This window comes from Agrobacterium pusense (assembly GCF_900102105.1).
Lineage (GTDB): Bacteria > Pseudomonadota > Alphaproteobacteria > Rhizobiales > Rhizobiaceae > Agrobacterium > Agrobacterium pusense.
Genome location: NZ_FNBB01000003.1, coordinates 298,358 through 323,915, shown reverse-complemented (window position 1 = coordinate 323,915; position 25,558 = coordinate 298,358). Strand labels below are relative to the sequence as shown.

Sequence of the window (25,558 nt, the reverse complement as noted above, 5' to 3'; positions counted from 1 at the left end):
TCACACGTTCCGCCTGATGCCTTCGAGCAGGTCGAGCACCTTGTTGGCCGCATCCATGACATTGGTACCGGGGCCGAAGATGGCCGAGACTCCGTGGTCGAGCAGGAACTGATAATCCTGGCGCGGAATGACCCCACCGACAACAACGATGACGTCTTGCGCGCCTTTCTGTTTCAGCGCCTCGACCAGCTGCGGCGCAAGCGTCTTGTGCCCTGCGGCGAGCGACGACATGCCGACCACATGCACCTTGTTCTCAACGGCAAGCTCGGCCGCCTCCGCCGGTGTCTGGAACAGGGGACCGGCCAACACGTCGAAACCAATATCGCCGAAGGCAGACGCAATAACCTTTGCGCCACGATCATGCCCATCCTGCCCCAGCTTGGCGACCATGATGCGCGGTTTTGTGCCGATCCGTTCAGCCACACCTGAAAGGCGGGCGGCAAGCGTAGCGAGTTCCGGCTCATCCTTATAAGCCTCGCCGTAGATATCGCTAACCACCTCGGGCACCGCAGCGTGGTCTCCGAAGGCCGCGCGCAGCGCATCGGAAATCTCTCCCACCGTGGCGCGTGCACGGGCCGCGACGACGGCGGCTTCGAGAATATTGCCCTTGCCGCTGCGGGCCACCTCCGAGAGCGCCTGCAAAGCGGCGGTCACGTCCTTGCCATCGCGGCGCCGGCGCGTGTCTTCGATGCGGCGGATTTGCGCGGCCCGCACGGCGGCGTTATCGATATCGAGAACATCGATATCCTCTTCATTCTCGAGACGATAGCGGTTGACGCCGACGATCACCTCCTCGCCCTTGTCCACCGCCGCCTGCCGGCGTGTCGCGGCCTCCTCAATCAGCCGTTTCGGCAGGCCTTCCGCCACCGCCCTGGTCATGCCGCCAAGCGTTTCGACCTCCTCGATCAGCGCCCAGGCCTTCTCGGCCAGCTCACTCGTCAGGCTTTCCACATAATAGGAACCGGCCAAGGGATCGACGACCCTGGTGACGCCGGTTTCGTGCTGGAGGATCAGCTGGGTATTGCGGGCAATGCGGGCGGAGAATTCCGTCGGCAGCGCAATCGCCTCATCGAAGGAATTGGTGTGCAGTGATTGCGTGCCGCCGAGCACGGCGGACATGGCCTCGAAGGCAGTGCGGACGATGTTGTTATAGGGGTCCTGCTCCTGGAGCGACACGCCCGACGTCTGGCAATGGGTGCGCAGCATCAGCGACGACGCCTTTTGCGGCTTGAATTCCTCCATGATGCGTGACCAGAGCAGGCGCGCGGCGCGCAGCTTGGCCGCCTCCATGAAGAAATTCATGCCGATGGCGAAGAAGAACGACAGGCGGCCGGCAAAATCGTCAACATTCAGCCCCTTGGCCAGCGCCGCCCGCACATATTCGCGGCCATCCGCGAGTGTGAAGGCAAGCTCCTGCACCAGCGTCGCCCCGGCTTCCTGCATGTGATAGCCGGAAATGGAGATGGAGTTGAATTTCGGCATCTCCCTCGCCGTATATTCGATGATGTCGGCGATGATCCGCATCGAGGGTTCGGGCGGATAGATATAGGTGTTGCGGACCATGAACTCCTTGAGGATGTCGTTCTGGATGGTGCCGGAAAGCGCTGCACGCGGCACGCCCTGCTCCTCCCCCGCGACGATAAAATTGGCAAGAACGGGAATGACCGCGCCATTCATCGTCATGGACACCGAGACCTTGTCGAGCGGGATGCCGTCGAACAGGATTTTCATGTCCTCGACGCTATCGACCGCCACGCCCGCCTTGCCGACATCGCCCTCCACGCGCGGATGGTCGCTGTCATAACCGCGATGGGTAGCGAGATCGAAGGCGACGGAAACGCCCTGCTGACCGGCAGCCAGCGCCTTGCGGTAAAAGGCATTCGAGGCTTCCGCGGTGGAGAAACCGGCATATTGGCGGATGGTCCAGGGCCGTCCCGCATACATGGTGGCGCGCGGGCCGCGGGTGAAAGGCGCAAATCCCGGCAGGCTGTTCAGATGGGAAACGTGTTGCAGGTCGTCGGCCGTATAGAGCGGCTTGACCTCGATACCCTCGGGCGTGTGCCAGACGAGTGTGTCCGGTGAGCGCTTCAGCTCCTTTTCAACAAGGTGAAGCCAATCCCGCACCGTTTTTTCACCCGACATGCATCTCTCCCCGTTTACATTTCGCTCTAGCATTCCAGCGGGAGATCAAGGCAGATTCGCCCGGCCCGTCCGCAGGTCCGACCCCGTAAACCGCCCCGGCCGGTATCCGTTCCGGACAAACCGGCAGCGACCTTCACTCGAACTCGAGAATAACCTCATCCACAGCGAGACTATCGCCGGGTTTCGCCGCCACTCTCGCAACACGACCGCGTTTTTCGGCACGCAGGATGTTTTCCATCTTCATGGCTTCCACCGTCGCCAGTGCCTGCCCGGCCTCTACCTCGTCACCCTCACCCACCGAAATACCGGTGATGACCCCCGGCATGGGGCAGAGTAGCAGTTTCGACGTATCCGGCGGCAGTTTTTCCGGCATCAGCAGCGCCAGTTCCGCCACGCGCGGGCTGCGCACGCGGGCGAGAACATCCATGCCACCCCAGCGCAGACGAACCGCTGCGCCTGCAAGATCGACCTTGACGGCAATGACCTCGCCCGCCACCGTAAACAGGCCAAGGCTTTGACCGGGAAGCCAGCCGGTAGCGATGGTGAGCGCTGTCCCATCTTCAAAACGGACCGCCGCGCCATCCGCACCGGTTTCAATGCTGAGCCGGTGGCGAAACGCACCAAACGAAACCATCCAGTCTTGCCCGATAATGCGGCGATGATTGCCGATGGTACCGGAAATTTCCACCGCTCGGTTCTGCACACGCTGATTGATGATAGCGGCAATGGCAGAAAGCCTGCGTGCTGCGGCTTCATCCGGCTCGACGCCGGAGAACCCTTCCGGAAACTCTTCCGCGATGAAGCCCGTCGTGAGCCTGCCAGAGCGAAAGCGCTCATGCTGCATGACGGCCGACAGGAAGGGCAGATTGTGGCCGATGCCCTCCACTTCGAAACGGTCGAGCGCCCGCCCCATGGCATCGATGGCCGTTTCGCGATCCTTGCCCCAGCTGCACAGCTTGGCGATCATCGGATCGTAATACATCGAAATCTCGCCGCCTTCGAAAACACCGGTATCGTTGCGGAGAATGGTGCCGTTTTCCTGCGCCCCCTCCTTCGGCGGCCGATAACGCGTCAGACGACCGATCGAAGGAAGGAAGTTGCGATAGGGATCCTCGGCATAAAGCCGGCTTTCGATCGCCCACCCCTTGAGCTTCACATCCGACTGTCCGAAGGCAAGTTTTTCACCCGAGGCCACACGGATCATCTGTTCTACCAGATCGATGCCGGTAATCAGTTCCGTTACCGGATGCTCCACTTGCAGGCGGGTGTTCATTTCGAGGAAATAAAAGTTGCGGTCGCCATCAACAATGAATTCCACCGTGCCGGCGGAGTGGTAACCGACCGCTCTCGCCAGCGCCACGGCCTGCTCGCCCATGGCATGCCGAGTCACCTCGTCCAGAAACGGCGACGGCGCTTCCTCGATGACCTTCTGGTTGCGCCGCTGGATCGAGCATTCGCGCTCCCCGAGATAAAGGATGGTGCCGTGCCTGTCGCCCAGCACCTGAATTTCAATATGGCGCGGCTGGGTGACGAATTTTTCGATGAAGATGCGGTCGTCACCAAAAGAGGATTTCGCCTCGTTTTTCGAGGACTGGAAACCCTCGCGCGCCTCAGCGTCGTTGAAGGCGATGCGCATGCCCTTGCCGCCACCGCCGGCAGACGCCTTGATCATGACGGGATAACCAATCTGCGAGGCGATCTTCACCGCCTCATCCGCATCCTCGATCAGCCCCATATGGCCGGGTACGGTGGAAACGCCGGCTTTCGCCGCCAGTTTCTTCGACGTGATCTTGTCACCCATAGCCTCGATCGCGCCGACGGGCGGACCGATAAAAACGACACCCGCCTTTTCCAGCGCCTGCGCAAAGGCGGCGTTTTCCGACAGGAATCCGTAGCCAGGATGGACCGCATCCGCTCCAGTCTTCTTGATCGCCTCAAGGATCTTGTCGATGACGATATAGGACTGTGACGAGGGTGCCGGGCCGATATGAACGGCTTCATCTGCCTGTCTCACATGCAGCGCATTGGCATCGGCATCCGAATAGACCGCAACGGTGGCGATGCCCATCTTCTTCGCCGTCTTGATGACCCGGCAGGCAATCTCGCCGCGATTGGCGATAAGGATTTTCTTGATCATGCGGTTTTTGCCCTCTCCCTCAGCACAAACCCTTAAACAGCCCTCAAATCTCGAAAAAATTCTCGAAGGATTCCGGGAAATTCTGCCGGGCGACGCGTTCGTCTATGACGAGCATTGCCTGATAGGAAACAGGGTCGAAATTTTTCTCCGCAGGTACGACCTCGCGGCCGAAAAGCAGGTTGAGGCGGGCGGCGTCGAGATTGCCCCGCTCGAAGGGCTCGGCACCGAAATGGTGCCAGAGCGAGTGCAGAAAGGCGGCATCGATGCGATGCTCCTTGGTGTCGTTGCGCGCCCGGCGGGGTATCATCTTGATCGGTGTTACCCCTTTGGGGTTGGCGCGGCGGATGGTGAACTGGACGCCCGTGCTCGGCATACCGGAAGGAAATCCCTTGTGTTTGGTCATTTCGGGCAGGTTCGCCATCTTTAGTCCTTCTCGTATCTGTTACGCCTTGCCGATCTTGTCCTGCGTCTTCGTGTCGAAGTCGGAGGCATCGTGGCGTTCATGCAATTGTTCAGACGGATCGCCGGAGGTCTTGTTGACGATCACGCCGCGTTTTACAGCAGGGCGTTCGCCGATTTCCAGCGTCCAGCGCATGACGTTCTTATAACCGTCTGCTTCAAGGAAAGCACCCGCATCGCCATATGCCTGGCCAAGCGCGATCTTGCCATACCACGGCCACACCGCCATGTCGGCAATCGTGTATTCCGAACCGGCGAGATAACGGTTTTTGGCGAGATGGCGATCCAGCACGTCGAGCTGGCGTTTGACTTCCATGGCGTAACGATCGATGGCGTATTTGATCTTGATCGGCGCATAGGCATAAAAATGGCCGAAACCACCGCCGAGGAAGGGGGCGGAGCCCATCTGCCAGAACAGCCAGTTCAGCGCTTGCGTGCGTGCATTGCCGTCTTTCGGCAGGAAGGCGCCGAATTTTTCCGCGAGGTAAACGAGGATGGAGCCGCTTTCGAAAACGCGCGTCGGCTCAGGCGTCGAATAATCCATCAGCGCCGGGATCTTGGAGTTCGGATTGACCTCGACAAAACCGGAACCGAACTGGTCGCCTTCGCCGATCTTGATGAGCCAGGCATCGTATTCGGCGCCCTTGTGGCCGGCAGCAAGCAATTCTTCCAGCATGATGGTGACCTTCTGGCCATTCGGCGTCGCCAGCGAATAAAGCTGCAGCGGATGCTTGCCGACGGGAAGTTCCTTTTCATGGGTGGGACCGGCGATCGGCCGGTTGATATTGGCGAACTGGCCGCCATTGCCCTTGTCCCAGGTCCAGACCTTGGGCACTTCATATCCGACGGGGAAATTATCTGCTGAGGATTTTTCGGCCATGAAAATGTGTCCTTGTGCGTTTCAAGAGGACATCCGGACATCCGGGCGCCTGAACATCCATATAGTAAGGTGGCCGAAGCATTTTTCCAGCCCTTCAGCAGATCAGAGCGGAATGGTGTCGTGTTTCTTCCAGCGGGTTTCCACGCTCTTGTTGCGCAGCGACGCAAACGCCCGGGCGATGCGGCGGCGCGAGGAATGCGGCATGATGACCTCATCGATAAATCCGCGCTCCGCCGCGACGAAGGGATTGGCGAAACGCTCCTCATACTCTCTTGTGCGCGCAGCGATCTTCTCGGGATCGGCAAGCTCCGAACGATAGAGGATTTCCGCCGCGCCCTTGGCACCCATCACGGCAATTTCGGCCGTTGGCCAGGCGTAGTTGACGTCCGCGCCGATATGTTTGGAGGCCATCACGTCGTAAGCCCCGCCATAGGCCTTGCGGGTAATCAGCGTCACCATCGGTACGGTTGCCTCCGAATAGGCGAAGAGAAGTTTCGCGCCGTGCTTGATGACGCCGCCATATTCCTGGGCCGTGCCGGGCAGGAAACCCGGCACATCCACCAGCGTCAGCAACGGAATGTTGAAGGCGTCGCAGAAGCGCACGAAGCGGGCGGCCTTGCGCGAACTGTCGATATCGAGGCAGCCGGCCAGCACCATCGGCTGATTGGCGACGACGCCGACCGTCTGGCCTTCGAGACGAATGAAGCCGGTGATGATGTTTCGGGCAAAGGCCTCCTGCAATTCGAAGAAATCGCCCTCGTCGGCCAGCGCGTGGATCAGCTCCTTCATATCATAGGGCTTGTTGGAACTGTCAGGGATCAGCGTATCGAGCCGCGCTTCCAGGCGCGCCGGATCGTCGTGGAACGGCCGCACCGGCGGCTTTTCGCGATTGTTGAGCGGCAGGAAATCGAACAGCAGCCGCACATGCTCCAGCGTCTCGATGTCGTTTTCGTAAGCGCCGTCAGCGACGGAGGATTTTTTGGTATGGGTCGAGGCGCCGCCCAGTTCTTCGGCCGTGACGATCTCGTTCGTCACCGTCTTCACCACATCCGGCCCCGTCACGAACATGTAGGAGGTATCGCGCACCATGAAGATGAAATCGGTCATGGCAGGCGAATAAACCGCACCACCCGCACATGGCCCCATGATGACGGAGATCTGTGGCACGACGCCGGAGGCGACGACATTGCGCTTGAAGACATCGGCATAACCGCCAAGCGAGGCCACGCCTTCCTGAATGCGCGCGCCGCCGCTGTCGTTGAGGCCGATAACAGGCGCGCCGTTACGCACCGCCATATCCATGATCTTGCAGATTTTCTGCGCATGGGTCTCGGATAGCGAACCGCCGAGCACGGTAAAATCCTGGGAAAACACATAGACCTGCCGGCCATTGATGGTGCCCCACCCGGTCACGACGCCATCGCCCGCGATCTTCTGGCCCGCCATGCCGAAATCCACCGCTCGGTGGGTGACATACATGTCGTATTCTTCGAAGGAACCCTCATCCAAGAGCACATCGATGCGCTCGCGCGCCGTCAGCTTGCCCTTTGCGTGCTGCGCCTCGATGCGCTTGACGCCGCCACCGAGCCGAGCCTCTTCCCGCCGCGTTTCCAACTGCTCCAGAATGCCGGGCATGTATCCTCCATGCGTTATGCCAAGATCAATAACCCAGAAAATACTCTGCCAGAAGCCTTGATCGTGCGCGTATGCGTGCCATAAATATTTGCAATATTTAATTTTGCAAAGTTGCAACATGGCGACGGAAAAACTCTTCATCGGCCGCAAGGTGCGCGGCCTTCGCGAAAATGCCCGCGCCACGCAGGCGCAATTTGCCGAACGGCTGGGCATTTCCGCGAGCTATCTGAACCAGATCGAAAACAACCAGCGCCCCGTTTCGGCCAGCGTTCTGGTGACGCTGGTGGAAAAATTCCAGCTCGACATGGCGGAACTGGCGACAGGCGAAAGCGACCGGCTGGTTTCCGCCGTGCGCGAGGCGCTGAAGGACCCGCTGTTCATGAATTATGAGCCGGGGCTTCAGGAGTTGAAGCTGATTGCCCAGAACGCACCTGGTTTTGCCCATGCGCTGCTGCGGGCCCATCAGGCCTATCGCCAGAACAGCGAACAGCTGGTGCAACTGGATGACCGCCTGGGCCGCGGCACCGCACAGGTTGAAAGAACCCCCTATGAGGAGGTCCGCGATTTCTTTCACTTCGTCGACAATTACGTTGCCGAGATTGATCTTCTGGCCGAGGAGCTGGCGCAGGAACTGGAGATCGAGGGAGGCGAGACCGACAGCATTCTGTCAGCGCATCTCAGGAACCGTTACGGCATCCATATCACAAGAACCGCGGCGGCAGGCGGGCTGATCCGGCATTTCGATCCTGTCGGCAAAACGCTCGCCCTCAGTTCCTACATGGCCGCATCCACCCGCTGTTTTCAGCTCGCGTTGCAGATCGCCCAGCTTCACGCCGGCCCGACGGTGGACAGGGTGCTGGCCGGCGCCGGTTTCCGCAACACGGAAGCGGCCGAAATCTGTCGTATCGGACTGCACAATTATTTTGCCGCAGCGCTCATCCTGCCCTATGGGCAATTTCACCGGGCGGCACAGGAACTGCGCCATGATCTCGAACTTCTCGCCGTGCGTTTTGGCGCGAGCCTTGAGCAGGTGGCCCACCGTCTGAGCACCCTGCAGCGACCCGGCATGAAGGGCGTACCCATCTTTTTCGCCAAGATCGACCGCGCCGGCAACATCACCAAACGCCACAGCGCCACGCGGCTGCAATTTGCCCGGTTCGGCGCGGCCTGTCCGCTGTGGAATATCCATCAGGCTTTCGAAAGCTCCGACAGGATCGTGCGGCAGCTGGCGGAAACACCTGACGGCGTGCGCTATCTTTCCATCGCCACCCAGATCGAAAAGGCCGGCGCCGGTTTCAATACGGAAAGGCCGCGTTACGCCATCGCACTCGGCTGCGAGATTTCCCATGCGCAGAATTTCGTCTACGCCGACACGCTCGATCTCGGCAATGCGGCTTCCTTCAAACCGATCGGCATTTCCTGTCGGGTGTGCGAAAGGGTGGATTGCGTGCAGCGCGCCGTGCCGCCGCTGAAACGCAAGCTGCATTTCGATCATCTTTCACGCGGCGCCCTGCCCTATCGGATTGCCGATTTTTGACCCCGCTCAGGGCAGTGGCACCATCGCGCGCCGCATGATGTTGGCGTAATAACCCCAGAAAAGCCGGGCGGCGACGGAGCGCCATGGCGACCAGAGCGTCGCGCGTTCCGCGAGCCATTTCGCTTCCGGCCTGATCTCCAGATCGAGCGCATGTGCCACCGCTGATCTCAGCGCCACATCGCCAACGGGAAAGATATCCGGATGGCCTCCGCAGAACATCAGATAGACCTCGGCCGTCCATGGGCCTATGCCACGAAGCGCCACGAGTTCAGAAAGGGCTGCACTCCCCTCCTTGCGCACCACGCCGTCAAGGTCGATCTGTCCTTCGGTAACGGCGCGAGCCAGTCCTTCCAGCGTCGTCGCCTTGGCGCGCGAAAGGCCGAAGGTGGCGCGCAACTCCTCCGGTGCGGCGAGATAATTTTCCGCCGTGACCGCGCCGCCGGTGCCGGCGATGATACGCGCCCAGATGGCATTGGCACTGGCGCGCGACACCATCTGCGAGACGACGATATGAGCAAGGCCGGCAAAGCCGGGCTCGTGGATGCGCAGTTCCAGCGGACCGGCTATCTCAATGACAGGCGCAAGTGCGGGGTCGAGGCGGGCGAGATGCTCCAGTCCTTCGCTGATGTCATCCATCCCGGTGATGATTTTCATGTCGGTCATTCCATATGCCGCCAGCCCGCTGGCGGGGTGCATTAAAACATGGCAGAAGAAACCATGCCTTCATCCATCCGTCAAAAACCGGTTTACCGTTTCGCGCCAAGCCCCAACGGCCCGCTGCATCTCGGCCATGCGTTTTCCGCATTCCTGAACCATGACATGGCGCTGGACAATGGCGGCCGCTTTCTGCTGCGTATAGAGGATATAGACCAGACGCGCTGCACGCCGCAGCTGGAGCAGGCGATCTATGATGATCTCGGCTGGCTGGAACTCTCTTGGGAAGAGCCAGTGCGGCGACAATCGGAGCATTTCGATGAGTACCGGATGGCGCTGCACAGGCTGATCGAGGCGGATCTTGCCTATCCTGCCTTTCTCAGCCGTGGCGAAACCAGGGCCATTGTCGGTGCCTTCGAAGCGGAAGGCGGGATATGGCCGCGCGATCCTGACGGAGCGCCGCTCTATCCGTCCGTCGACCGCGAGAGACCGAAGGCGGAACGGGCGGCCCTGCTCGCATCCGGCCGGCAACACGCCTGGCGGCTCGACACGGACAAGGCGATCCGCGCCGCCCGCACCCCTCTGTTCTGGCAGGAGAGCGGCGACGGGGTGACGGGGCAGATCGAGGCCCTGCCCGCGCTCTGGGGCGATGTGGTGCTGTCGCGTTCCGACGCGCCTTCGAGCTATCATCTTTCCGTTGTGGTTGACGATGCACTGCAGGGGATCACCCATGTGGTGCGCGGCATGGATCTCTTCCATGCCACCGCCATCCACCGGCTGCTGCAGCAGCTGCTGGACCTACCGCAGCCCGCTTATCATCATCACCGGCTGATTCTGGGCACGGACGGGCGCAAGCTTTCGAAAAGCGGAGGCAGTACCGGGCTTTCCGCCCTTCGCGCCGAAGGAGCGACGCCCTCAGATATCCGCCGGCTTGTCGGCCTCCTCTAGCGCCTGCCCGCGACGCGCGCCATTGCCGCCGATGTTACGGCGGATAATCTGCCGGACCTTGTATTTCATCAACGCGGCATTCACCTCCGCGCCGAGCATGAAGATGACGCCGACCATATAAAGGAACACCAGAACCACCATGACGGAGGCGAGACCGGCATAGGTGGCGGCATAATTGGCGAAGGTGGAGAGATAATAGGCGAAGATAGCCGCGCCGATGACCCAGAATATCATCGTCAGCAAAATACCCGGCCAGACATCCCAGATGCGGCGCTTGCCTGCGGGTAGCCACAGATGCGCCGCCACCAGCCCCGCCGTCAGCACCACGATGGTGCCATAAAGGCCGAGGCTGGAAATGGTGTTCAGCACATCCGTCAGCCACGGAAACCGCCGTTCGGCGAAGGACATGGCGACCGGCACGGCGACGAGCACGGTGCTGATGCCGGCAAAGACCACAACGGCAATCAGGACATAAAGCAGGCTGAGCAGCCGGGTCACATACCACCAGCGCGTTTCCGTGACGCGATAGGCGCGGTTCAGCGAAATGCGCAGCGCCTCGACGCCGTTCGAGGCGAAGTATGCAGCCGCCAGTACCGAAATCGTCAGCAGGCCGCCGCGCGGGATGGTGAGAACCTGCTGCACCTGAGCTGCCAGCGGACCGGCAATTGCTTCCGGCCAGGTGTCGAAAATCAGATGCACCGCCGTTTCTGAGAACTGGTCGGCGCCCAGAAAACCGGCCAGCGCCGTGCCGAAGATCAGGAACGGAAACAGCGCCAGCAGGATGGACAGCGCCATGTGGCTCGCCATCGCCCAGCCGTCATCCTCGGCGAAATGGGAATAGGCATCGAAGGCAACCTTGCCTGCCAGGCGCACTGCGGCAACCATGTCGCCTCCATTCATCGGCATTTCATTTGTAACTTCGCCCCGAATATGGGAAATCAGCTTCGTTTTGTACAGCGCGCAAGGCCGGCTTTCGGTTCCATGAACGAAAAGGATTTCGCGCAATTTAATTTTGTAAACCTGAGCGCACCTTGGCGCAAAGACCATTGGCGGGGCGGAACATGTCTGAAAGACCGGTCATCATCATCACCGGCTGCTCCTCGGGCATCGGCGCCTATTGCGCCGGCGCTGTCCACCGGGACGGCTGGCGGGTCTTTGCCACCGTGCGGCGCATCGCTGACATGGCAGCCCTCGAAAATCAGGGCATAGAAACCCTGATCATGGATTACACCAAGCCCGAAACCATCGCCGCGCTGGTGGACACCGTCGCCGCCCGCACCGGCGGCCGCATCGATGCGCTTTTCAACAATGGCGCCTATGGCCAGCCGGGCGCGGTGGAGGACCTGCCGGTCGAAGCGCTGAGAGCCCAGTTCGAAACCAATGTCTTCGGCTGGCACGATCTGACGCGGCGGGTCATTCCCTTTATGCGGGCGCGTGGTGCGGGCCGCATCGTGCATTGCTCGTCCATTCTAGGGCTTGTACCCTATCGCTATCGCGGTGCCTACACCGCTTCGAAATTCGCGCTTGAGGGGCTGGGGGTCACCCTGCGCATGGAGCTTCAGGACAGCGGTATCCATGTCAGCCTGATCGAACCCGGCCCGATCACGTCGAAATTCACCGCGACGGCGCTTGCTCATATCAATGAGCATATCGATCTCGAAAACTCGGCCCATGCGGCAGAATATAAACGCCAGCTGGCGCGTATGGATGGTTCCGGCCCCGTCAACCGTCACAAGCTCGGCCCGGATGCCGTTTATGCCGTGCTGAAACACGCCCTGACGGCTGCAAGGCCGAAACCACATTATCCCGTTACCGTTCCGGCCAAACAGGGGCTTATGCTGAAACGGCTCTTGCCTGCCGGACTTTTCTATCGTCTGCTGCGCAGATTCGATTGAGGAGGAGTAATACCGCATGTCCGGCTTCACCACCGTTCTGGCCCTTATCGTCATGGGGCTTGTCGTCATCGTGTTGATACGCGGCCTCTTCAACATGCTGAAGGGACAGGACGCCAACCGGTCCAACAAGCTGATGCAGCTTCGCCTGCTTCTGCAGGCCATTGCCATCGCTCTGATCATGCTCACCCTCTGGCTCACCGGAGGCGGCCGCTGACATGGTGAAGCTGAACAAGATCTACACCCGCACCGGCGACAAGGGCACGACGGCGCTGGTTTCCGGCCCGCGCCGACCGAAGCACGATCTGCGCGTCGAAGCCTACGGCACGGTGGACGAGACCAATTCGGCCATCGGTGTCGCGCGGCTTCACACGGCCGGGCTGGAAAAGCTGGATGCCATGCTTTTCCGCATCCAGAACGATCTTTTCGACCTCGGCGCCGATCTTGCCACGCCTGACGATGACGAACCGCTGCCTTACGAACCGTTGCGTATAGTCGAAAGCCAGGTCACACGGCTGGAAAGCGAAATCGACGACCTCAACGCCACCCTCGAACCGTTGACGTCCTTCGTGCTGCCGGGCGGCAGCGCCGCGGCGGCAAATCTGCATTTGGCACGCACGGTTTGCCGGCGCGCAGAAAGGCTGATGGTGGAGCTTTCCGTCACCGAGAATGAGATCGTCAGCCCGGCCGCCATCAAATATGCCAATCGCCTCTCCGACTTCCTGTTTGTCGCGGCCCGTTTCGCCAATGATGCCGGCAAGGCCGACATATTGTGGGTTCCGGGCAAGAACCGCTAAGGCGTTTCAACGACGCAACCAAAGGGCGTTCGATGTTCATACCGCTGCACGATGCGAATTCCCTCAAGCATATCCGGCTGCAATATGTCACCATCGGCCTGATCGTGGTCAACGTGCTGGTCTGGCTGTTTACCGGCGTGCTGGCCAGCGACACCGAAGCCAATGCCGCTGCCCTCGGCCTCGGCTTCATTCCCGCCGTGGTGTTCGATTACGCCTATCTGGAACCCGCCCTGCAGGTCGTGCCTGATGACCTCACTGCCATCACCTATGCCTTTCTTCATCTCGATTTCTGGCATCTGGCCGGCAACATGCTGTTTCTCTGGGTCTTCGGCGACAATGTCGAGGATGCGCTCGGCCATTTTCGTTTCCTGATCTTCTATCTCGCCTGTGCCATCGCCGGCGCGCTGTTTCACGGTTTCGTCTCACCCACCTCGGAAGGACCACTGATCGGTGCCTCGGGTGCGGTTTCCGGCGTCGTCGCGGCCTATTTCCTGCTGCATCCAAAAGTGCGCGTCTGGGTGCTGGTCCTCATGCGCATTCCGCTTCCACTGCCCGCCTTCATTCCCCTGGCGCTGTGGATCGGCCAGCAGTTCCTGATGCTGGCGCTCGGGCTGGAAGAGAATGTCTCCTGGGGCGCGCATGTCGGCGGCATCTTGGCGGGCGCCATCATGGTAATTTTCATGCGCAGACGGGGCGTTCCCCTGTTTGATCGCACCATTGTCCCGCCGAGGGCGGCGCAGTTCAAAAATACGTCGCAAACGGCGGGGTTGTCGCAAATCGAACGCGGCTATGACGGGGGTAGATGAGAGGTCACGTCAGAGATAGAGTATTTACGTTAACGTCAACGTAAGATATGCCTTGTGTGCATGCGATAATGAAGATTGCTCCGTTGTAATTGCGGGAAAAATGCTTATCCATGTCGCCAACCTGTTTTTGGAGGTCCGCTCGGCATTGCCAAGCGGACAGGAGTTTGAGGAAAGCCGCCGATGAAAATCCTTGTCCCCGTTAAACGAGTCGTCGATTACAACGTGAAGATCCGCGTGAAGGCGGATGGTTCTGGCGTTGAGCTTGCCAATGTGAAGATGTCGATGAACCCGTTCGACGAAATCTCGGTGGAAGAGGCCCTTCGCCTGAAGGAAGCCGGCAAGGCTGAAGAAGTCGTCGTCGTCTCCATTGGACCTGCCAAGGCGGAAGAAACGCTGCGCACCGCGCTTGCGATGGGTGCCGATCGCGCCATCCTGATCGAGACCGATGAAACGGTCGAGCCGCTCGCTGTCGCCAAGCTCCTGAAGGGCGTGGCCGAGGCTGAGCAGCCCGGTCTAGTCATTGTCGGCAAGCAGGCGATCGATGACGACTCGAACCAGACCGGCCAGATGCTTGCGGCCCTCCTCGGCTGGGGCCAGGGCACCTTCGCCTCAAAGGTCGTGCCTGCCGACGGCAAGGTTGCGGTGACCCGCGAAGTCGATGGCGGCCTGCAGACCGTGGAACTGAAGCTTCCCGCTGTCGTCACCACCGATCTTCGTTTGAACGAGCCGCGTTATGCCTCGCTGCCGAACATCATGAAGGCGAAAAAGAAGCCGCTCGACAAGAAGGCTCCGGCCGATTTCGGCGTCGATGTTTCGCCGCGCCTGAAGGTGTTGAAGACCGAAGAGCCGGCGGGCCGCAAGGCCGGCATCAAGGTGGGCTCGGTTGCCGAGCTGGTCGAAAAGCTCAAAGCCGACGGCGTCCTCTAAGGTTTCGGAAAAGGGAGATATTCTCATGGCCATTCTTCTTCTGGCAGAACACGACAACGCAACCCTTTCCGACCTGACGGCAAAGACCCTGACGGCGGCAACTCAGATTGGCGGCGACGTCCATGTGCTGGTCGCCGGATCCGGCGCCAGGGGCGCTGCCGACGCCGCAGCAAAACTTTCCGGTGTTTCCAAGGTGCTGCTTGCCGACGATGCATCCTATGCAAACCAGCTGGCGGAACCGCTGGCGGCGCTGATCGTTTCGCTTGCCCCGTCCTATGACGTCATCATCGCTCCTGCGACCGCCTCGGCAAAGAACGTCACGCCGCGTGTTGCTGCGCTTCTCGACGTGGCTCAGGTCTCGGAAATCATCGAAGTTGTCAGCCCGGATACCTTCAAGCGCCCGATCTATGCCGGCAATGCCATCCAGACCGTTCAGGCAACCGATGGCAAGAAGGTCATCACCGTTCGCCCGACGGCCTTTGCGGCAGCGGCAGAAGGCGGTTCGGCAGCGGTCGAGACGATCGCCGCCGCCGAAAACCCCGGCGTCTCCTCTTTCGTTTCTGATGCACTGGCCTCGTCCGACCGTCCGGAACTGACCTCGGCGAAGATCATCATCTCGGGTGGCCGTGCTCTCGGTTCTTCGGAAAAATTCAAGGAAGTCATCCTTCCTGTCGCCGACAAGCTCGGTGCTGCCGTTGGTGCATCGCGCGCTGCCGTCGATGCCGGCTATGCGCCGAATGACTGGCAGGTGGGCCAGACCGGCAAGGTCGTCGCCCCACAGCTTTACATCGCGGCGGGCATTTCCGGTGCCATCCAGCATCTGGCCGGCATGAAGGACAGCAAGGTCATCGTCGCCATCAACAAGGACGAAGAAGCGCCGATCTTCCAGGTTGCCGATTACGGCCTTGTGGCGGACCTCTTCGAGGCATTGCCGGAACTGCAAAAGGCCCTCTAATTTCAAATAGATGATGAAGGCGGCGCGTTTTTTGAACGCGCCGCCTTCTCTTTTTCGGCGATATGCGTAACATCGCCAGCGAATTTGCACATGCAGCACATGGGAGAACAGCATATGACCGCCCCCTTTAAGAACATCGGTGTCATCGGAGCCGGTCAGATGGGGTGCGGCATCGCACATGTCTCTGCGGTTGCCGGCTACAGGGTTCATATTTACGATCTTTCCAAAGACGGCATCGAGGCCGGCCTTGCCACCATCAACGGCAATCTCGCGCGCCAGGTCACCAACGGCAAGCTTTCCGACGAGGCCCGCAAGCAGGCCCTGGCGCTCATCAGCGGTTCGACCGATGTCAACGATCTGGCACCCATGGACCTCGTCATCGAGGCTGCCACCGAGAACGAAGAGATCAAGCGCAAGATCTATGCGCAGATCTGCCCGGTCCTGAAGCGGGAGGCGCTTCTCGCCACCAACACGTCTTCACTTTCCATCACCCGGCTTGCCTCTGCCACCGACCGTCCGGAACAGTTCATGGGCATCCACTTCATGAACCCGGTGCCGGTCATGAAACTGGTGGAACTGGTGCGCGGCATCGCGACCAATGAAAAGACCTTCGATGCGGCCAAGGACTATGTGCGGACGCTCGAAAAGGCGATCACCGTTGCCGAAGATTTCCCGGCCTTCATCGTCAACCGTATCCTGCTGCCGATGATCAATGAGGCGATCTATACGCTTTATGAGGGCGTCGGTTCGGTGGAAGCCATCGACACCGCCATGCGCCTCGGCGCAAACCACCCGATGGGACCGCTGCAACTCGCAGACTTCATCGGTCTCGATACCTGTTTATCGATCATGCAGGTGCTGCATGACGGCCTCTCCGACAGCAAATACCGCCCCTGCCCGCTGCTGGTGAAATATGTTGAAGCCGGCTGGCTCGGCCGCAAATCCGGCCGTGGTTTTTACGATTATCGGGGTGAGACGCCGGTTCCGACGCGGTAAAAATCGACCTTGTGCTGAGGGAGAGGAAATATCTCTCCCCCAAGCCGAAAACTCAAAGCTACCTGGATGTTGCGGCCGTCACCAACGCCTTGGCATCTTCGCTATCCCACGCCGCCGGCCCGTTCATCGCTGCGAGAAGACAGCCGTTTTCATCCAGCAGCAGGGTGGCCGGCAGGCCGAAAGCGAGACCTTCCTTTTTCAGAACGTTGAAGACGCCCATGGAACTGTCGCGATAGTGCTTCAGGGAATCGATCTTGTATTCGTCCATGAAGGCTTTCGGCTTTTCATCCCCGCCCGTATCGATGTTAACAGCCACGACTTCAAAGCCGTTACCGCCCATTTCCTTCTCCAGCGCGTTCAGCGCCGGCATTTCTTCCCGGCAGGGCACGCACCACGTCGCCCAGAGATTGAGCAGCACCGCTTTACCCTTGAGATCGGCAAGGCTCATATCTTTCCCCTCCGACCCTTTGAAGGAGAGCGGAATAACGCGCGGGGTGTCTGCCGCCGACATAGCCGCCACCTGGCCCTTCAGAAAGGGTTTCAGCGTGGCAATGCGGTTCGCCGCACCTTCACATAAACCGGCGTCGGCCACCGCTGCCCCTTGAACCGGGCTCTCAGACCCAATATGCCTGAACCAGACCGCGCCTGCACCGGCGAGCACACCGGCAACGGCAGCAATTGCAACCAATTTGGCGGAAGGAAGCCTGAACGGCCTTTTCTCTGTCATCGAATACTCCAGGGCATCACACATGGCTGACGGCACAGATCAGAAATCCTCCAACCAGATGTGGGGCGGGCGTTTCGCTTCCGGGCCATCTGCCATCATGGAAGAGATAAATGCCTCCATCGGCTTCGACAAGAAACTTTACGCCCAGGATATCCGCGGCTCTATGGCGCATGCCGCCATGCTGGCATCTAAAGGCATTATTTCGCCTGAAGATAAAGACAAGATCACCGAGGGCCTGAACACGATCCTGTCAGAGATCGAATCCGGCAGCTTCGAATTCTCCCGCAAGCTCGAAGATATTCACATGAATATCGAAGCGCGGCTTGCCACCCTCATCGGCCCGGCAGCCGGCCGTCTGCACACCGCCCGCTCGCGCAACGACCAGGTGGCGCTCGATTTCCGCCTGTGGGTCAAGGAAGAATTGCAGAAGACCGAAGGCATGCTGACGGCGCTCATCGCTGCCTTCCTCGACCGCGCCGAGGAAAACGCCGATACGGTGATGCCCGGCTTCACGCATTTGCAGACGGCGCAGCCTGTCACCTTCGGCCATCATTGCATGGCCTATGTGGAAATGTTCGGCCGTGACCGCGCCCGCGTACGCCACGCCATCGAGCACATGGACGAAAGCCCGATTGGTGCGGCTGCCCTTGCCGGCACCGGCTATCCGATTGATCGCCACATGACGGCCAAGGCGCTCGGTTTCCGCGAGCCGACCCGCAACTCCATCGACACCGTGTCCGACCGCGATTTCGCGCTGGAATTCCTGTCGATAGCCTCCATCTGCGCCACGCATCTGTCGCGTCTTGCCGAAGAGATCGTCATCTGGTCGACGCCGCAATTTGGTTTCATCCGGCTGTCGGACGCCTTTTCCACAGGCTCGTCGATCATGCCGCAGAAGAAGAACCCTGATGCCGCTGAGCTGGTGCGCGCCAAGACCGGCCGCATCAACGGCTCGCTGATCGCTCTCCTCACCGTGATGAAGGGTCTGCCGCTCGCCTATTCCAAGGACATGCAGGAAGACAAGGAACAGGTTTTCGACGCCGCCGAAAGCCTGGAACTGGCGATCGCCGCCATGACCGGCATGATCCGCGACCTCGAAGTACGCAAGGACCGCATGCGCGCAGCGGCGGGTTCAGGTTATTCCACCGCGACCGATCTGGCCGACTGGCTGGTGCGAGAAGCAGGTCTGCCCTTCCGCGATGCCCACCATGTGACCGGCAATGCCGTGGCGCTGGCGGAAAAGAAAGGCTGCGATCTCGCCGATCTTTCGCTGGAGGAATTGCAGGCCATCCACCCCGGCATCACCGATAGCGTTTTCGATGTTCTTTCGGTGGAAGCATCGGTCGCTAGTCGCACAAGCTTCGGCGGCACGGCTCCTTCGGAGGTACGCAAGCAGATCGCCTGGTGGCGCGGACGCAACTGATAAATCTGCGTTACGCTGCGATCACAAGAAACAGGGTGCACAAGCGCCCTGTTTTTCGTTATCAGAGAAGCACATATTTCCTTTGGACAGGCCCATGCTTTCAAAATCCGTGCGCAAACTCATCGTTCCCATCGGCATGACGCTTGCCGTAAGCCTCGCTCTCAGCGCCTGCGGGCGCAAGGGCGACATCGATCCGCCGAGCACGCCGGTCGAAATGCGCAACAAGCGCGCCGCCGATGGCAGTGAGCCGAAGCCGGCAACGGCGGAACGGCCCTTCATTCTCGACAAGCTTCTCTGACGGGTAAAAAGCCTTGAACCATTTTGGCTATATCGACGGCGTGCTGCACGCCGAAAACGTGCCCGTGCCCGAGATCGCCAAGGCGGTCGGCACGCCCTTCTACGTCTATTCGACCGCAACCCTGGAGCGCCACTACAAGGTGTTCTCAGGTGCGTTTGCGGATGTGGACGCCATGGTCTGTTATGCCATGAAGGCCAACTCCAACCAGGCCGTGCTGAAGACGCTGGCAAAGCTCGGCGCTGGCATCGACGTCGTCTCCGGCGGTGAATTGCGTCGCGCTCTGGCTGCTGGCGTGCCGGCAAACCGCATCATGTTCTCCGGCGTCGGCAAGACGGTTGCGGAAATGGATTATGCGCTGGATGTGGGCATTTATTGTTTCAACATCGAATCCGAGCCGGAGCTGGAAGTCCTCAATCTACGCGCCATCAAGGCGGGCAAGCGGGCGCATGTCTCCTTTCGCATCAACCCTGATGTGGATGCGCGCACCCACGCCAAGATTTCCACCGGCAAGAAAGAAAACAAGTTCGGCATTTCCTATGAGCGGGCGCGCGCCGTCTATGCCCATGCTGCAACCCTGCCCGGCATCGAAGTCACGGGCATCGACATGCATATCGGCAGCCAGATCACCGAGTTGCAGCCTTTCGAGGACGCCTTCCGGCTGCTGCGCGAACTGGTGGAAGCGCTTCGCGGCGATGGCCATGCGATCAGCCACGTCGATATCGGCGGCGGCCTCGGCATTCCCTACCGCGACGACAACAATCCGCCGCCGCTGCCGGATGCCTATGCGCATATCGTCAAGAACGAGTTGAAAAGCCTCGACTGCAAGATCGTCACCGAGCCCGGCCGTCTGATCGTCGGTAATGCCGGCGTTCTGGTAACGGAAGTCATCTATGTGAAGGATGGCGGCGAAAAGACCTTTGTAATCGTTGACGGCGCGATGAACGACCTCATCCGTCCGACGCTATATGAGGCCTATCACGGCATCCGCCCGGTGGTGCAACCGGCAGAGGATACGCCGCGCATCAAGGCCGATATCGTCGGCCCGGTCTGCGAAACCGGCGATTATCTGGCGCTGGACCGTGAGATGGCCGCACCGCAACCGGGCGATCTCATCGCCGTCAGTTCCGCTGGCGCCTATGGTGCGGTGCAGGCAGGAACCTATAATTCTCGCCTGCTGGTGCCGGAAGTGCTGGTCAAGGGTGACAAATTCCACGTCATCCGCCCCCGCGGCACGTATGAAGAACTGATCGCCCTCGATTCCGTGCCCGCCTGGCTCGACTGATCCGCTTGCAGCCGATCACAATTGAGCGAAGCTGCCTAAAAAATGGGGGTGAGGGCTTGGCTGCCCTCGTCTTCGCCACAAAGAATGTTATCCTTGCCTCTGTGATATGGAGAACTCGCCGTTCCGGGAATGGCGTTGACGTGGCCAGAACCGGGAGAACGGATTGATGACCACAGCCGGAGAGGACAGGACAGGCAGAAAGCGCTCCACTGGCGCATTCGTGCAGCGGCCGGACCTTGCCCGCCGGGTTGCCGCCAAGCGTTTCTTCGCAAAAATCGTTCTGCTTTCGGAGAAGATCGCCCCGAAAACGCTATGGCCGCTCTCTATTGCCGCTCTGTTTCTGGTGCTTGCCTGGTTCGGCCTTTACCGGCACATGCCGGATTTTCTGCGGCTCGGCGTCGTTTTCGTGCTCGTGTTCGCCTTCATTGCCACTCTCCTGCCGATCGCGCGGCTGAAATGGCCGACTGACAACGACGCTTCCCGCCTTCTCGAAGATCGCAACGGTCTTGCACACCAACCTGTTGGAGTACAGGAAGACGAACCGGCCTTCGACACGCCTTTTTCCAGAACGCTCTGGAAGGAACACCAGATCCGCATGGCGGAGCGTATCGCCGCACTGAATGCCGGTCTGCCGAAGCCCGATATCGCCCGTTATGACCGTCTCGCCCTACGCGCCATTCCCGCCCTTCTTCTGGCTGCTGCCTTCGGTTTTTCCTTTTCCAACGGCGCAGGCACGATTGCCGATGCCTTCCGCAGCCAACCGACCGTGGGTCCGCTCAATCTCGATATTCGACTGGACGCCTGGGTTACGCCGCCCTCTTATACCGGACGCGCACCGATTTTCCTGACTGGGCGTGACGCGACCAACCGCGACGCGGTTTCCGTGCCGCAGTCCTCCAGGCTGACGATCCGCATGACCGGTGGTGATGGCGGCGAAGAAGTGACCTTCGAACCGGAAATGGCGGGCGCCCTGCAAAAGCTCGCTCCCGAGACAACCCGGGCCGACAGTGCGAGCGGTGATGTCTCGGTTCCGGCGCAGGCTCCTTTGGCGGATCAGCCCTTGGCACCGCGCACCTTCGCGATGGATGTTACCGAAAGCGGCATGATAACCGCCAATGGTGAGCAATGGTTGTTCAATGTCATCCCGGACCAGCCGCCCAGCATTGCCTTCGACAACATGCCGCGCCGCGCCGTCAACGGCGCGCTGGAAATCGGCTTCACCGCCAAGGATGATTACGGGTTGAAGGAAGCTCACGCAATTATTGAGCCTATCGGCGTTGCCGAAGGCGCGACAGCGCTTTACCCGCCGCCGGAATTCAAGCTCGATCTGCCGCGGCAGAACAATCGCGAGATCAAGGGGCTGACCAGCCGCAACCTGACCGAACATCCGATGGCCGGGAAACGCGTGCGTATTACACTGGTGGCGACTGACGGTGCAGGCCAGACCGGCCGCAGCCCTCCGCATGAAATGGTGCTGCCGGGCCGCAATTTCTCGGAACCGCTGGCTGCTTCCATTGCCGAACAGCGGCAGATTTTTTCGCTCGACACACGCCAGATGCCAAAGGCGATCGCCTATAACGAGGCGGTCGGAATGCGTCCGGAAGAGACCATTCCCAACACGACGCATTATCTCCTGCTGCAATCGGCGCAGACCCGCATGCGGCTCGCCTATAATGAGGAAATGCTGAAGGACACGGCGGATTACCTCTGGGAGATCGCACTGGGCATCGAGGATGGTGATCTTTCGCAGGCGGAAAAGCGCCTGCGCGATGCACAGACCGCCCTTTCCGAGGCGCTTCAGCGCAATGCCTCCGATGAAGAAGTGGCCAAGCTCATGCAGGAGCTGCGCGAGGCGATGCAGCAGTTCATGAGCGAGCTTGCGCAACGCATGCAGAATGCGCCGCAAGCCAACATGAACCAACAGGCACAGAACGTGCTGCGCCAACGCGATCTGGAAAACATGATGAACCAGATCGAGAATCTCGCCCGTTCCGGCAATCGCGATGCCGCGCAGGAAATGCTCTCGCAATTGCAGCGCATGATGAACAATCTGCAAGCCGGCCGACCGCAGCGTCAGGGGCAGCAAGGCCAGCAGCAGAGCAGCAAGATGCGCCAGCAGATCGACAAGCTAGGCGAAATCCTGCAGCAGCAGCAGAAGCTGATGGACGAAACCTTCAAGCTGGATCAGGCATTGCGCGACCGGATGCAGCGCGGTGATCCGCAGCAGGGCGGCGAAAGCGACGACCAGCAGATGGGCGAAAACGGCCAGCAACAGCCTCAGGGCCAGCAAGGCCAACAGGGTGAAAATGGCCAACAGGGCGGACAGCAGCAGACTGACCAGATGACCGCCGAGCAATTGCGCGAAGCGCTGAAAAACCTGCGGGCCCAGCAGGATGCCCTCGGCAAGCAGCTCGGCGAATTGCAGCAGGGACTTCGCGATCTCGGCATGGAGCCGGGCGAAAATTTCGGCAAGGCGCAGCAGGAAATGCAGGGCGCCGGTGAGGCGTTGGGCAAGAGCCAGGGTGAACAGGCCGTCGAGGGCCAGGGCAATGCGCTGAATGCGCTGCGCCAGGGCGCACAGGACATGATGGGCCAGATCATGCAGGCCATGCGCCAGCAGGGCCAGCAGCCGGGTCAGGGGCAGGAAGGCATGGCCGGTCAAGGCGGCCAGAACGGCCGCGATCCGCTCGGCCGTCCGCGCAGCACCACCGGCCCTGACTTTGGCGATCAGGTGAAGGTGCCTGACGAAATAGACGTGCAACGCGCCCGCGAGATTCTTGACGCCATCCGCGAAAAGCTCGGCAACAATCCGCCGGGTGAGGTGGAACGGCGTTATCTCGAGCGGTTGCTGGATATCAGGTGACGGTTAGCACAGGTAATGGTGCGCCTCGTTACATCCTTTTTCAGAAGCTAAAGTTTCCGTCATGCCGGACTTGATCCGGCATCCAGCAGACGCGCGTCTGCGCGGCGGAAAGAGTTCTTTCAGCCCAAGGACTTGGGCTGGTTGGATTCCGGCTCAAGGCCGGAATGACGGAGGTAGGGAACTGCGCTGAGCCAGGGGGCTGACCAACAAAAAAGGCGGCCCGACGGCCGCCCTTTAAATCTCTGCGCCCTTACCACTCAGGCCGCAAGCGCCCGCGCCACGGCCTTGCGAATATCCGGAAGCGCAAAAGGTTTGGAAACCACGTCCACGATCTTCGTCGCCAGATCATCCGCCCGTTCGCGCTGCTCGGCGTAACCGGTCATCAACAAAATACGCATGGCCGGGAAGCTTTCGGCGGCGCGGTGCGCCAGCTCGATGCCATCCATGACCGGCATGCGGATATCCGAAAGAAGAAGATCGAAACTGGTTTCCTGAAGCTTTTCCAGGCCCTGCTCGCCGTCTGCCGCCTCATGGGTCTCGTGACCGTCGAGACGGAGCGCCCGCGCCACGAAAGAACGCAGCGCATCCTCGTCTTCGGTAATCAGAATCTTCGCCATTACTCATTGCTCCTGGGCATCATTTCCAGCCGTGAGCAACATCGCAGGCTCCTCTTTTCAAGAGGTAAACACCCAGGCTTTGGCTGGGTGAATGGTTAATGAGGCGTCTCTTCGCTGTGCCGTTCCGGCACGGGAAAACTGCTCAGGCGTCGCCGGTGACAACGCCGACGAAGGGCAGCTCGCGGAACGCATAAGCGACATCCATGCCGTAACCCACCACGAAATAATCAGGACATTCGAAACCGACATAATCGGCTTCCAGATCCTCCTTGCGCTTGACTTTCTTGTCGAGAAGCACGGCGATGGTGACGTTGCGAGCGCCACGTTCGTAAAGAAGTTCCTTGGCGAAGCGCAGCGTGCGGCCGGATTCGAGAATGTCGTCAATCAGCAGGACGTCGCGGTCTTTCACGTCGCTGTCGATATCCTTGACGATCCTCACGCCCTGCGAAACCGTGCCGGTGCCATAGCTCGACAGCGTAATGAATTCGACCTCGGGGGCAAGACCACTGTCATGCAGCGCGCGGATAAGGTCGGCCGCGAAAATGAACGATCCCTTGAGCACGGCAATGACGAGCAGATCCTTGGTCGGGCCGCTGGCAATGTGCTTGGCCATGTCGCGATTGCGCTCTGCAATCTGCTCGGCGGTATAAAGCGGCTCGATATTTTTTCCACGGACGACGGGCATTCTTACTCCTGTGCTGCGCCTTGCCGATTTTACCTTTCAGTAAAAATAGAAGACAGGCGTTAGCACAGTCAGCGTCCGGACGCACCCGCCTCAACGAAGGAAAGCTTGATCTCGGGCGTTTTTCCACCGGGATGGCGCAGTTTTGCCGAAAAACCGTGGCTGAAACCGGGCTGCATCTGTTTAACCGGCGGTTCAATGACCATGCTGGCCACCAGTTGTCCCTTGGCGGCAAAAAGGTCCGCGCGAAGGGCCGGCGCCTCTTCGAGCTTGCCGCCGTTATTCTCCACGATACCATTGATAAGCAGGATATCCATACCGCCCGCCTCCTGCGGCGTCACGGTGACATGGGAAATGGCGAGGGGGCTGACCGACGCTGCTACAGCGGTCTTTTCCGGCACCACCACTGAGAGGCCGCCTGAACAGACAAAAACAAGAATTGCGAGCCCCGCCACCAGCGCGGAATAAGCGTCCGCCGAAAGGAGGGATAATCTGCGATCCAGCCAGCCGATGAAGGCGAGGCCGAGCACACCGATGGTGACAGGTGGTTTTGCACCGTCCAGGGGCCTCGCGCCGCGATTGTCGTTTCCGGGCTGGCGCGGACGGTTTTCCTTGATGGTGACAAATTCCGCGTCTACCACGTCAACTGTCGGGTTTGCCGCCCGCGCCGTGCGGCGCAGCGGCGTCTCCGGCATCAGGAGGTCAAAATCGAATGCCGCTTGCCGGCGAGATGAACGGAATATAGCCATAGAATTCCTTGGGTGAGGTTTTCCGGCCCGCAAAACTGGGCATTGCAACGAATCCTGCCAAGTTTTAAATTTAAATGGTTAATGCTTCGCAAAAACCGCTCGCCGGGCGTCCCGAACCGGGGTAGACCGCGCCCTCCGGCTTCATCCCAGCG

24 protein-coding genes are annotated in these 25,558 nt (G+C 60.2%); 13 read left to right on the top strand and 11 right to left on the bottom strand.

The features are described from left to right. From scpA to BLU28_RS10520, 5 genes are all read right to left on the bottom strand, one after another. The gene (gene scpA, locus BLU28_RS10540) at positions 1-2,142 is read right to left on the bottom strand and encodes a methylmalonyl-CoA mutase (protein ID WP_077985757.1); all 2,142 of its coding nucleotides are present in this window, start codon (positions 2,140-2,142) and stop codon (positions 1-3) included. A gap of 133 nt (positions 2,143-2,275) precedes the next feature. Then, a complete protein-coding gene (locus tag BLU28_RS10535; protein ID WP_077985758.1) occupies positions 2,276-4,279 on the bottom strand; it encodes an acetyl-CoA carboxylase biotin carboxylase subunit in 2,004 nt (667 codons plus the stop codon). Positions 4,280-4,322: 43 nt separating this feature from the next. Next, positions 4,323-4,700: a hypothetical protein gene (locus tag BLU28_RS10530; protein ID WP_004445608.1), complete on the bottom strand. Its 378-nt coding sequence runs from the start codon at positions 4,698-4,700 to the stop codon at positions 4,323-4,325. Positions 4,701-4,721: 21 nt separating this feature from the next. Continuing rightward, positions 4,722-5,618 (bottom strand): glutathione-dependent disulfide-bond oxidoreductase, encoded by an 897-nt coding sequence (gene yghU / locus BLU28_RS10525; protein WP_077985759.1) that lies wholly within the window; start codon positions 5,616-5,618, stop codon positions 4,722-4,724. Between the two features lie 102 nt (positions 5,619-5,720). Then, entirely contained in the window at positions 5,721-7,253 is a 1,533-nt protein-coding gene (locus tag BLU28_RS10520; protein WP_022562997.1) for an acyl-CoA carboxylase subunit beta, read from the bottom strand. Between the two features lie 118 nt (positions 7,254-7,371). Between BLU28_RS10520 and BLU28_RS10515 the strand changes: the two genes are divergently transcribed. Then, entirely contained in the window at positions 7,372-8,790 is a 1,419-nt protein-coding gene (locus BLU28_RS10515) for a helix-turn-helix domain-containing protein (protein ID WP_004445612.1), read from the top strand. A 6-nt stretch (positions 8,791-8,796) separates the two neighbouring features. On the opposite strand, the gene BLU28_RS10510 is transcribed toward BLU28_RS10515, so the two are convergent. Then, positions 8,797-9,453, bottom strand: coding sequence for a DNA-3-methyladenine glycosylase family protein (locus BLU28_RS10510; RefSeq protein WP_175477682.1), 657 nt, complete (start codon positions 9,451-9,453; stop codon positions 8,797-8,799). 39 nt (positions 9,454-9,492) lie between these two features. Between BLU28_RS10510 and gluQRS the strand changes: the two genes are divergently transcribed. Next, positions 9,493-10,392 carry a tRNA glutamyl-Q(34) synthetase GluQRS gene (gene gluQRS, locus BLU28_RS10505; RefSeq protein WP_077985760.1) on the top strand — a complete coding sequence of 300 codons (900 nt, stop codon included), beginning with the start codon at positions 9,493-9,495 and terminating at the stop codon, positions 10,390-10,392. On the opposite strand, the gene BLU28_RS10500 is transcribed toward gluQRS, so the two are convergent. After that, positions 10,360-11,277 (bottom strand): YihY/virulence factor BrkB family protein, encoded by a 918-nt coding sequence (locus tag BLU28_RS10500; protein WP_004445618.1) that lies wholly within the window; start codon positions 11,275-11,277, stop codon positions 10,360-10,362. The two genes, gluQRS and BLU28_RS10500, sit on opposite strands and share 33 nt — an antisense overlap. Before the next feature lie 176 nt (positions 11,278-11,453). Here BLU28_RS10500 and BLU28_RS10495 point away from each other — a divergent pair, with 176 nt between their 5' ends. The 7 genes from BLU28_RS10495 to BLU28_RS10465 all read left to right on the top strand — a co-directional run bounded on the left by BLU28_RS10495 (position 11,454) and on the right by BLU28_RS10465 (position 16,765). After that, the gene (locus BLU28_RS10495) at positions 11,454-12,287 is read left to right on the top strand and encodes an SDR family oxidoreductase (protein ID WP_077985761.1); all 834 of its coding nucleotides are present in this window, start codon (positions 11,454-11,456) and stop codon (positions 12,285-12,287) included. A 16-nt stretch (positions 12,288-12,303) separates the two neighbouring features. Further along, positions 12,304-12,501, top strand: a complete 198-nt coding sequence (locus BLU28_RS10490; RefSeq protein WP_004445622.1) for a twin transmembrane helix small protein — start codon at positions 12,304-12,306, stop codon at positions 12,499-12,501. A 1-nt stretch (position 12,502) separates the two neighbouring features. Continuing rightward, positions 12,503-13,081 (top strand): cob(I)yrinic acid a,c-diamide adenosyltransferase, encoded by a 579-nt coding sequence (locus tag BLU28_RS10485; protein WP_044459167.1) that lies wholly within the window; start codon positions 12,503-12,505, stop codon positions 13,079-13,081. A 32-nt stretch (positions 13,082-13,113) separates the two neighbouring features. Next, on the top strand, positions 13,114-13,887 hold the full coding sequence (locus BLU28_RS10480) for a rhomboid family intramembrane serine protease (RefSeq protein ID WP_035209118.1): 774 nt from the start codon (positions 13,114-13,116) through the stop codon (positions 13,885-13,887). A 180-nt stretch (positions 13,888-14,067) separates the two neighbouring features. Beyond that, on the top strand, positions 14,068-14,814 hold the full coding sequence (locus tag BLU28_RS10475) for an electron transfer flavoprotein subunit beta/FixA family protein (protein ID WP_022563006.1): 747 nt from the start codon (positions 14,068-14,070) through the stop codon (positions 14,812-14,814). A 25-nt stretch (positions 14,815-14,839) separates the two neighbouring features. Next, positions 14,840-15,769 (top strand): electron transfer flavoprotein subunit alpha/FixB family protein, encoded by a 930-nt coding sequence (locus BLU28_RS10470; protein ID WP_006697715.1) that lies wholly within the window; start codon positions 14,840-14,842, stop codon positions 15,767-15,769. 114 nt (positions 15,770-15,883) lie between these two features. Beyond that, on the top strand, positions 15,884-16,765 hold the full coding sequence (locus BLU28_RS10465; RefSeq protein ID WP_077985762.1) for a 3-hydroxybutyryl-CoA dehydrogenase: 882 nt from the start codon (positions 15,884-15,886) through the stop codon (positions 16,763-16,765). Between the two features lie 58 nt (positions 16,766-16,823). Here the strand turns inward: BLU28_RS10465 and tlpA are convergent, their stop codons facing one another. Then, entirely contained in the window at positions 16,824-17,492 is a 669-nt protein-coding gene (gene tlpA / locus BLU28_RS10460) for a thiol:disulfide interchange protein TlpA (RefSeq protein WP_077985913.1), read from the bottom strand. A 22-nt stretch (positions 17,493-17,514) separates the two neighbouring features. On the opposite strand from tlpA, the gene argH reads away from it, so the two are divergent. The 4 genes from argH to BLU28_RS10440 all read left to right on the top strand — a co-directional run bounded on the left by argH (position 17,515) and on the right by BLU28_RS10440 (position 23,358). Beyond that, on the top strand, positions 17,515-18,915 hold the full coding sequence (argH, locus tag BLU28_RS10455) for an argininosuccinate lyase (protein WP_006697718.1): 1,401 nt from the start codon (positions 17,515-17,517) through the stop codon (positions 18,913-18,915). Positions 18,916-19,009: 94 nt separating this feature from the next. Continuing rightward, positions 19,010-19,213, top strand: coding sequence for an LPS translocon maturation chaperone LptM (lptM, locus tag BLU28_RS10450; RefSeq protein WP_004445637.1), 204 nt, complete (start codon positions 19,010-19,012; stop codon positions 19,211-19,213). Between the two features lie 13 nt (positions 19,214-19,226). Beyond that, the gene (gene lysA / locus BLU28_RS10445) at positions 19,227-20,495 is read left to right on the top strand and encodes a diaminopimelate decarboxylase (protein WP_006697719.1); all 1,269 of its coding nucleotides are present in this window, start codon (positions 19,227-19,229) and stop codon (positions 20,493-20,495) included. A 166-nt stretch (positions 20,496-20,661) separates the two neighbouring features. Continuing rightward, entirely contained in the window at positions 20,662-23,358 is a 2,697-nt protein-coding gene (locus BLU28_RS10440; protein ID WP_077985763.1) for a TIGR02302 family protein, read from the top strand. A 257-nt stretch (positions 23,359-23,615) separates the two neighbouring features. On the opposite strand, the gene BLU28_RS10435 is transcribed toward BLU28_RS10440, so the two are convergent. From BLU28_RS10435 to BLU28_RS10425, 3 genes are all read right to left on the bottom strand, one after another. Then, on the bottom strand, positions 23,616-23,975 hold the full coding sequence (locus BLU28_RS10435) for a response regulator (protein WP_004445642.1): 360 nt from the start codon (positions 23,973-23,975) through the stop codon (positions 23,616-23,618). Positions 23,976-24,117: 142 nt separating this feature from the next. Next, positions 24,118-24,660: a hypoxanthine phosphoribosyltransferase gene (gene hpt, locus BLU28_RS10430; RefSeq protein ID WP_004445644.1), complete on the bottom strand. Its 543-nt coding sequence runs from the start codon at positions 24,658-24,660 to the stop codon at positions 24,118-24,120. A 68-nt stretch (positions 24,661-24,728) separates the two neighbouring features. Next, on the bottom strand, positions 24,729-25,406 hold the full coding sequence (locus tag BLU28_RS10425; protein WP_175477681.1) for a DUF3426 domain-containing protein: 678 nt from the start codon (positions 25,404-25,406) through the stop codon (positions 24,729-24,731). Positions 25,407-25,558 lie beyond the last annotated feature (152 nt).

Bases quoted from the DNA above. Each gene is read 5' to 3' on its own strand.
- scpA (WP_077985757.1), bottom strand. From the start codon at position 2,142: ATGTCGGGTGAAAAAACGGTGCGGGATTGGCTTCACCTTGTTGAAAAG.
- BLU28_RS10535 (WP_077985758.1), bottom strand. From the start codon at position 4,279: ATGATCAAGAAAATCCTTATCGCCAATCGCGGCGAGATTGCCTGCCGG.
- BLU28_RS10530 (WP_004445608.1), bottom strand. From the start codon at position 4,700: ATGGCGAACCTGCCCGAAATGACCAAACACAAGGGATTTCCTTCCGGT.
- yghU (WP_077985759.1), bottom strand. From the start codon at position 5,618: ATGGCCGAAAAATCCTCAGCAGATAATTTCCCCGTCGGATATGAAGTG.
- BLU28_RS10520 (WP_022562997.1), bottom strand. From the start codon at position 7,253: ATGCCCGGCATTCTGGAGCAGTTGGAAACGCGGCGGGAAGAGGCTCGG.
- BLU28_RS10515 (WP_004445612.1), top strand. From the start codon at position 7,372: ATGGCGACGGAAAAACTCTTCATCGGCCGCAAGGTGCGCGGCCTTCGC.
- BLU28_RS10510 (WP_175477682.1), bottom strand. From the start codon at position 9,453: ATGACCGACATGAAAATCATCACCGGGATGGATGACATCAGCGAAGGA.
- gluQRS (WP_077985760.1), top strand. From the start codon at position 9,493: ATGGCAGAAGAAACCATGCCTTCATCCATCCGTCAAAAACCGGTTTAC.
- BLU28_RS10500 (WP_004445618.1), bottom strand. From the start codon at position 11,277: ATGGTTGCCGCAGTGCGCCTGGCAGGCAAGGTTGCCTTCGATGCCTAT.
- BLU28_RS10495 (WP_077985761.1), top strand. From the start codon at position 11,454: ATGTCTGAAAGACCGGTCATCATCATCACCGGCTGCTCCTCGGGCATC.
- BLU28_RS10490 (WP_004445622.1), top strand. From the start codon at position 12,304: ATGTCCGGCTTCACCACCGTTCTGGCCCTTATCGTCATGGGGCTTGTC.
- BLU28_RS10485 (WP_044459167.1), top strand. From the start codon at position 12,503: ATGGTGAAGCTGAACAAGATCTACACCCGCACCGGCGACAAGGGCACG.
- BLU28_RS10480 (WP_035209118.1), top strand. From the start codon at position 13,114: ATGTTCATACCGCTGCACGATGCGAATTCCCTCAAGCATATCCGGCTG.
- BLU28_RS10475 (WP_022563006.1), top strand. From the start codon at position 14,068: ATGAAAATCCTTGTCCCCGTTAAACGAGTCGTCGATTACAACGTGAAG.
- BLU28_RS10470 (WP_006697715.1), top strand. From the start codon at position 14,840: ATGGCCATTCTTCTTCTGGCAGAACACGACAACGCAACCCTTTCCGAC.
- BLU28_RS10465 (WP_077985762.1), top strand. From the start codon at position 15,884: ATGACCGCCCCCTTTAAGAACATCGGTGTCATCGGAGCCGGTCAGATG.
- tlpA (WP_077985913.1), bottom strand. From the start codon at position 17,492: ATGACAGAGAAAAGGCCGTTCAGGCTTCCTTCCGCCAAATTGGTTGCA.
- argH (WP_006697718.1), top strand. From the start codon at position 17,515: ATGGCTGACGGCACAGATCAGAAATCCTCCAACCAGATGTGGGGCGGG.
- lptM (WP_004445637.1), top strand. From the start codon at position 19,010: ATGCTTTCAAAATCCGTGCGCAAACTCATCGTTCCCATCGGCATGACG.
- BLU28_RS10440 (WP_077985763.1), top strand. From the start codon at position 20,662: ATGACCACAGCCGGAGAGGACAGGACAGGCAGAAAGCGCTCCACTGGC.
- BLU28_RS10435 (WP_004445642.1), bottom strand. From the start codon at position 23,975: ATGGCGAAGATTCTGATTACCGAAGACGAGGATGCGCTGCGTTCTTTC.
- hpt (WP_004445644.1), bottom strand. From the start codon at position 24,660: ATGCCCGTCGTCCGTGGAAAAAATATCGAGCCGCTTTATACCGCCGAG.
- BLU28_RS10425 (WP_175477681.1), bottom strand. From the start codon at position 25,406: ATGGCTATATTCCGTTCATCTCGCCGGCAAGCGGCATTCGATTTTGAC.